Source organism: Devosia sp. (assembly GCF_028290645.1).
GTDB lineage: Bacteria > Pseudomonadota > Alphaproteobacteria > Rhizobiales > Devosiaceae > Devosia_A.
Genome location: NZ_JAQGJL010000246.1, coordinates 1 through 6,203, shown reverse-complemented (window position 1 = coordinate 6,203; position 6,203 = coordinate 1). Strand labels below are relative to the sequence as shown.

Annotated in this window: 6 protein-coding genes and 1 pseudogene; 5 read left to right on the top strand and 2 right to left on the bottom strand. The window is 62.2% G+C overall.

The genetic code is table 11. The features are described from left to right. Both JWQ89_RS13600 and JWQ89_RS13595 read left to right on the top strand, forming a co-directional pair. On the top strand, nt 1–1,200 hold a 1,200-nt coding region (locus JWQ89_RS13600), incomplete at its 5' end, for an MMPL family transporter (RefSeq protein WP_299641859.1). After that, on the top strand, nt 1,197–2,570 hold the full coding sequence (locus JWQ89_RS13595; RefSeq protein ID WP_299641858.1) for a DUF1329 domain-containing protein: 1,374 nt from the start codon (nt 1,197–1,199) through the stop codon (nt 2,568–2,570). The genes JWQ89_RS13600 and JWQ89_RS13595, both read left to right, overlap by 4 nt. Here the strand turns inward: JWQ89_RS13595 and JWQ89_RS22530 are convergent. Further along, a complete protein-coding gene (locus JWQ89_RS22530) occupies nt 2,533–2,781 on the bottom strand; it encodes a hypothetical protein (RefSeq protein ID WP_366144005.1) in 249 nt (82 codons plus the stop codon). The two genes, JWQ89_RS13595 and JWQ89_RS22530, sit on opposite strands and share 38 nt — an antisense overlap. A gap of 330 nt (nt 2,782–3,111) precedes the next feature. Between JWQ89_RS22530 and JWQ89_RS13590 the strand changes: the two are divergent. Both JWQ89_RS13590 and JWQ89_RS13585 read left to right on the top strand, forming a co-directional pair. Then, nucleotides 3,112–3,506, top strand: a pseudogene (locus tag JWQ89_RS13590) (DoxX family protein). 39 nt (nt 3,507–3,545) lie between these two features. After that, entirely contained in the window at nt 3,546–3,743 is a 198-nt protein-coding gene (locus tag JWQ89_RS13585) for a hypothetical protein (RefSeq protein WP_299641856.1), read from the top strand. Between the two features lie 157 nt (nt 3,744–3,900). On the opposite strand, the gene JWQ89_RS13580 is transcribed toward JWQ89_RS13585, so the two are convergent. Further along, nucleotides 3,901–4,023, bottom strand: a complete 123-nt coding sequence (locus tag JWQ89_RS13580) for a hypothetical protein (RefSeq protein ID WP_299641854.1) — start codon at nt 4,021–4,023, stop codon at nt 3,901–3,903. 308 nt (nt 4,024–4,331) lie between these two features. Here JWQ89_RS13580 and JWQ89_RS13575 point away from each other — a divergent pair, with 308 nt between their 5' ends. Beyond that, a complete protein-coding gene (locus tag JWQ89_RS13575; protein WP_299641852.1) occupies nt 4,332–6,086 on the top strand; it encodes a DUF1302 domain-containing protein in 1,755 nt (584 codons plus the stop codon). Nucleotides 6,087–6,203 lie beyond the last annotated feature (117 nt).

Below are 6,203 nucleotides of genomic sequence, written 5' to 3'. Positions count from 1 at the left end.
AGCAAGCTGGCGGCCGGGCGCAGCGAGCAATCCGCCGGCCGTGGCATCGGTCGTTGCCCGGCGGGCTTGGAAAGGCTCACCGAGAGGCGTTGGGCCACGGTGGCCGTGGCGATGGCCGCTACGCTGGGCATCGCGGCATTTGTCGTCAGCCTGCAACTGCAGGTCGGTGACCTTGACCCCGGGGCACCGGAGCTTCGGACGGACTCGCGCTACAACCGGGACACCGCCTACATCGCCGGCCAGTACGGCATTTCGAGCGATGTGTTCGCGGTCATGGTGAAGACGCCCAAGGACCAGTGCGGCACCTACGAGAATCTGATAGAGGCCGACCGCCTGGGCTGGACTCTGGCACAGCTGCCGGGCGTGCAGAAGGTCGAGTCGCTGGCCGACACGATACGCGCCTACACCGCAGGCTCTTTCGATGGCAATCCCAAGTGGCAGACAGTCAGCGGCGACCAGCGGATCATCGATTCACAGGTGAGCAACGCCGTGTCGTGGAACTCCGAGCTCGTGACGCCCGCGTGCTCGGTGATTCCGGTAGTTGCTTATCTCTCCGACCACAAGGCCGCGACACTGGCCAGTATCGTGACGGCGGTGAACCGCTTTGCCGCAGTGCACAGCGCCACCAATCGCCAGTTCCTGCTCGCGGCCGGCAATTCCGGTATCGAAGCCGCGACCAACATCGTCGTCAAACAATCCAATGCGAGGATGCTGATGTACGTGTACGCCGCGGTAATCGTGCTGTGCTTCATCGCATTCGGAAGCTGGCGCGCCGTCATCGTCGCCGTGCTGCCCCTGTTGCTGACGTCGGTCATGACCGAGGCACTCATGGTGTACCTGGGCATCGGCCTCAAGGTGGCCACGCTGCCGGTCGTAGCGCTGGGCGTGGGTATCGGCGTGGACTACGCGCTGTACCTGTTGAGCGTGCAGCTCGCACATCAGCGTGCAGGCGCATCGCTCGCCGACGCCAGCCGCCGTGCCGTGTCCTTCGTCGGCAAGGTCGTGGCGCTGGTCGGCATCACGCTGGCAGCCGGTGTGGTCACCTGGCCCTGGTCACCGATCAAGTTCCAGGCCGACATGGGCGTTCTGCTCACCTTCATATTCTTGTGGAACATGCTGGCTGCGCTGACGCTCGTTCCAGCGCTCTCGCACTTCCTCTTACGTGACATCGGCAAATCCAACCGAGGAGACGAGACATGACTCATATCCTTCGCTCGACCGCAATCTCCATCTTCATCGGCATTTCGGCCGCCGCCATGGCCGCGGTCAGCGTCGACGAGGCCAGGCAATTGGGTACCACGCTCATGCCCTGGGGCGCAGAGAAGGCGGGCAACAAGGAAGGCACCATCCCGGCCTACACCGATGGCCAAGTCAAGCCACCGGCCACCTTCGACCCGAAGAACCCGCGCATGCGCCCGGACCCGTTTGCCGACGAAAAGCCGCTGTACAGCGTGACCGCAGCGAACATGGCTCAGCATGCGGACAAGCTCAGCGATGGCACCAAGGCGCTGCTGCAGAAGTACCCCGGCTTCCGCCTGGACGTGTACCCGACCCACCGCACCCAACGCTATCCCACACACGTGAACGAGCGTTCTCTGAAGAACGCCACAGCCTGCAAAACGACGCAGGGCGGACTGGCCCTTGAAGGCTGCTATGGGGGCGTCCCGTTTCCGATTCCGAAGACCGGCAACGAGGTCATGTGGAATCACAACCTGAGGTACCAGTCGCCGTCGTACGTGGCGCGCTTCCGGAGCATCATGGTCGATGCAGCAGGGGGCATCAACGTGCAAAGCGACATCGAGATCTGGCAGGAGTACCCCGGCTTCTATGTCGAGAACAACGCGGTGCTCTCCCCGACGGATCCGTATTGGATGGTTCACGTTGACTGGATTGGGCCGCCCCGAAAGGCGGGCGAAAAGCTCGTCCTTATCGACTACATGGATCCGATCAAGAATCGTCGCAAGGTATGGCAGTACTTGCCTGGGCAGCGACGCGTGAAGCTAACCCCCGAACTGGCGTACGACACGCCCAATCCGGCGTCGGGTGGCGCGGCCGTCATGGATGAGGCCACCGTTTTCAACGGGGGGCAGGATCGCTTCGATTTCAAGCTGATCGGCAAGAGGGAGATGCTGATCCCCTACAATGCCTTCAAGCTCTTCGACGAGGCGGCGTGCCCTGAAGCGAAACGCTACTTGAAAGGCCATCCTGCGCCGGACTGCCTGCGCTGGGAACTGCATCGGGTTTGGGAAGTGGAAGCGACGCTCAAAGCGGGCTCGCGTCACGTCTATGCCAAGCGCAAGTTCTATTTCGATGAAGACCAGCCGGTAGTCGGAGCGTCCGACAACTATGACGTCGCGGGCAAGCAGTACCGGGCGGTGTTTGGCCTCTACTTTCCGTTTTATGAAACCGCCGACCAAGGCTTCGGCGATGCGACGATCACTTTCGACTTCCAGACCGGGGCCTATCTGGTGCAAGCCGACTACGCACGCGGCGACTTCCGACCCGCTGTGAAACGCCAACCCCCACGGTTCTTCACCGGTGACGCGCTGGCCGCAGAGGGCTTGCGCTGACCGCCGCTGCGGCGGCCGCACCAGGCCGCTCTTTGTCGTATAGAGTGATCAAGAGCTTGTCCATGCTCTGACCGTCAAGGCCCACACCGGCATCCCGCACCGTCACTTCCACACAATCGCCATTCTTTCGCTCGGTTCTGACCAGCAACTGCCGCGGACGATCATCGACACCGATCATCGCTTCGGAAGCATTGCGGAGCAGGTTGAGGATGACCTGCTGCAGCTAGACGTGAGAACTTCGAGCTTCGGATTGGTCATGCGTATCTCCTGAGATTGGGCGCTCGATTTGAGGCACCCGTCGCGCTGAAGTTTGCGTTTGAAGACACTGCTCGAACATCCCCCCGATGGGGGAACGTTCTGTTGATCGGGCGGACTCGTGGGGCACCGAACGGCTGTCCCTGAAGCGCTGCGCCCGTCCGGGGGATTAAAAGATCTCGCGCCAGTCGGCACGATGCTGCTCACCCTCCACACCACCATCGTGGAAGATGCAATGCCGAACTATCCTGCACATGACAGGACAGCGCCGTCGGAGCAAACAGGCTTGCTCGATCGCCTGGGCCGCGCAATCGGGTCGCTTGTCGCGACGCCGCCGGTCCACTTCATTGCGCTGCTCGGGGTCTGTGCGGCTTACATTCGGGGCGGCCTTACGAAGCTCCTCGACTTCAACGCTGCAGTAGCCGAGAGGCGCAACACTTCGGGCTGCCGTTCGCAACAGTGGCTGCCGGCGCGACGATCGTCACCGAGCTCGCCGGATCCGCGCTCATCCTGACCGGCGCTTACCGGTGGCTCGGCGCCCTGTGGCTTGCGGGATTCACGCTGATCGCAACCTTCGTTGCCAATCGCTCCTGGGAACTGCCGTTAGCGCAGCGCTTCATGGTCGAGAACGCGTTCTTCGAGCATCTCGGCCTGGTTGGCGGCTTTCTTCTCGTCGCTTGAGCGAACGGTCGCCGTCGCGCTCGTAACGAGCCGACCTGGATGTCGGGGGACCTGGTTCTCGCGAGCGTGTTGCTGCGCGAGAAACTGCCGCACCCGGCGGTAGACCTCGTCGTTGTGAATGCTGTCGACGACGAGGTCCGCGTTGCCGGCGTGATCGGCTACCGCGAACAGCCGGAGCTCGCGGATCAGGCGCGGTTCGCTGCAGTCCCAAGGCAAGTTAGAGTAACTACCGGCTGACGAAGGCAGCAGCCGTGTCGCCCGCCAACGGCGTTGTCCACTATAGGCTGCGTGCGGGTACCAGTGGCGAGAACTCATACAGACGGCCACGTCCTCTGTCTTGAAGCGTGGCGTCCTATGCCCGGCGCCTTGCCGCGTGGCAGCGCGGTCCAAAAGGCTATTGAAGGCGGGCCTTCACCTCCTCCGCCGACTTGTCTTGAAGCAGGTGGTCCGCGAACACCTGCAACAGGAGGGAGAGCACGTCCAGCTGCGCTGTGGGTAGGCGAACTGTGCTGAGCATGCCCTTGCATCCATTGTTTCTGAGGTTGCCTTGTACGTCTAACTGAGACGTAATGACCGGAAGCATGTCCTGTAAATTTCTCAACTGGCCAGAGAAAACCGGGTGGGCTGTTTGATTCTCCGAATAGTCAAAGTGCGCGCCAAAGTTGGGAAAACGACAACAACAATTTCAGTGTACCCCGGCGCAGAAGACTGCGGAGATCTCCGTCCCCATCGCGGTGCATCGGCTTGAGGAGCAGGCAACAATTTGCAGCGGCAGGGCTGTCCCAGTGCGGCAGTTTCGGCGGAACGAGCATCCATGGAGGCCACATGTCCATCAACCGACCATCAGGCACATTGCGCGCCCTGATTCGTATAGGGATCGATTGCGCCCTGGTCACAGCCGCCCTCGGCACATGGACTGCAAACGCGTTCCCCATCGACACGGGGAATCCTGATCTGGAGCTCCGATGGGACAACAGCGTCCGATACAACCTGGGCGTCCGCGCGCGGGCACAGGACCCGAACATCCTGAACAACACCTCTTACGACAACTCCGACAGCAAATTCAAGCGGGGAGACATCGTCACGAATCGGCTTGATCTCCTCACCGAGTCGGACCTGGTCTACAGGAAGAGGTCGGGATTGCGCGTGAGCGCGGCACTCTGGTACGACCAGGCGTACAGGAACGTTGCCGAACAAACCGCCAACTCGAACTTCGTGATCCCGGGCCTTGGCGACATCAGCTCGGCATACCCCGACAACACCTACACCAGGTTTACCAGACGGTGGAACAGAGGCCCGTCCGGCGAGATTCTCGACGCCTTCGTTTTCACCAGGTTCGTCGTTGGCACCGTTCCGGTCAACGTGAAACTCGGACAGCACACCATCTACTGGGGCGAGTCGCTATTCTCGTTCGTTCACGGCGTGTCGTACGCCCAAGGCCCGATCGATATCCGAAAGGTGCTGGCCAACCCGGGGGTCGAGGCAAAGGAAGTGTTCAAGCCGTTGCCCCAACTGTCCGCGACGATCCAGCTCACCGACGTGCTTAGCATGGCGGGACAGTACTACCTGGGTTGGAAGCCCAGTGCATTCCCGGACGGCGGTACCTACTTCGGTCTGCTCGATGCCCTGACACGGGGAGGCGGCACCTACCTGGTGAATCCGGCGCAGGCAGCGGCCATCTCGTCAGCCCTTGGTGGAACACCGGTCGCCGCGGTGCCCTTCATCCCGAGCTACAGGGATCCGAAGAAGACGGGCGACTGGGGCGTCATGGCACGCTGGAGCCCTGGGTGGTTGACCGGCACGGCCGCGTTGTACTTTCGCAAGTACACCGACAAGCTACCGCAGATAGTCCTGGGCGGACTCCAGGCGGCGCCGCTTGCGCTCGGTGTGCCGGTTCCCTCGTCTCTCGGATTCAGCTATCAGGAAAAACAGGTCACGCTCGTGGGCGCCAGTTTCTCGAGGGCCGTGGAGGGCGTGAGCGTCAGCGGCGAAATCGCGCACCGCATCGACACCCCGCTGTTGATGGGTCCGGCGACGGTCCTCGGCTCGGAGCCGACGGGCGACACGACGCATGCTCTGGTGAATGCCCTTGCCTACATCGGCAGGATTCCGGCTTTCGATTCCGCGACGCTGGCCGCGGAACTCACCTACAGCCACCTGGACAAGGTGAAGAACGACCCCGCCAACTTCAATTCGGTCGACTACGGTTGCAAAGGGGCTGCGGAGCAACTCGGCTGCGCAACCCGAAACGCTTGGGGCTTCACCGTCAGGTTCGTGCCGACGTGGTTCCAGGTGGTACCCGGCGTGGATCTGTCGATGCCGCTGCTCTATTCGGTCGGCCTCAAGGGCACCTCGCCGGTCCTGTTCGGCGGCTACCAGGGAAACAGCAGCTACAGCGCGGGCCTGGCGCTCGACGTGAAGGCCAACTACAGCTTGACCCTCGCGTACAACGGCGCATACGCCAAGCACCATAACAATTCGGTCAACGCGTTGGGGCAGCAGCAGGTGGGGGGCATTGGCGGAATCGGCGCCCAGTGGGACCGTGGCTGGGTCTCGTTCACCTTCAAGACGACGTTCTGAACCCGAGGCAACTCCAAGGTTCGAAAGCAGCCACCATGTCGCGCCACCCAATGATGTTCGTTCTCGGCTTGTGGGGGCTCGCGGCCGCGAGTCTCGCCAGCGGCTTCGTTCACCCCG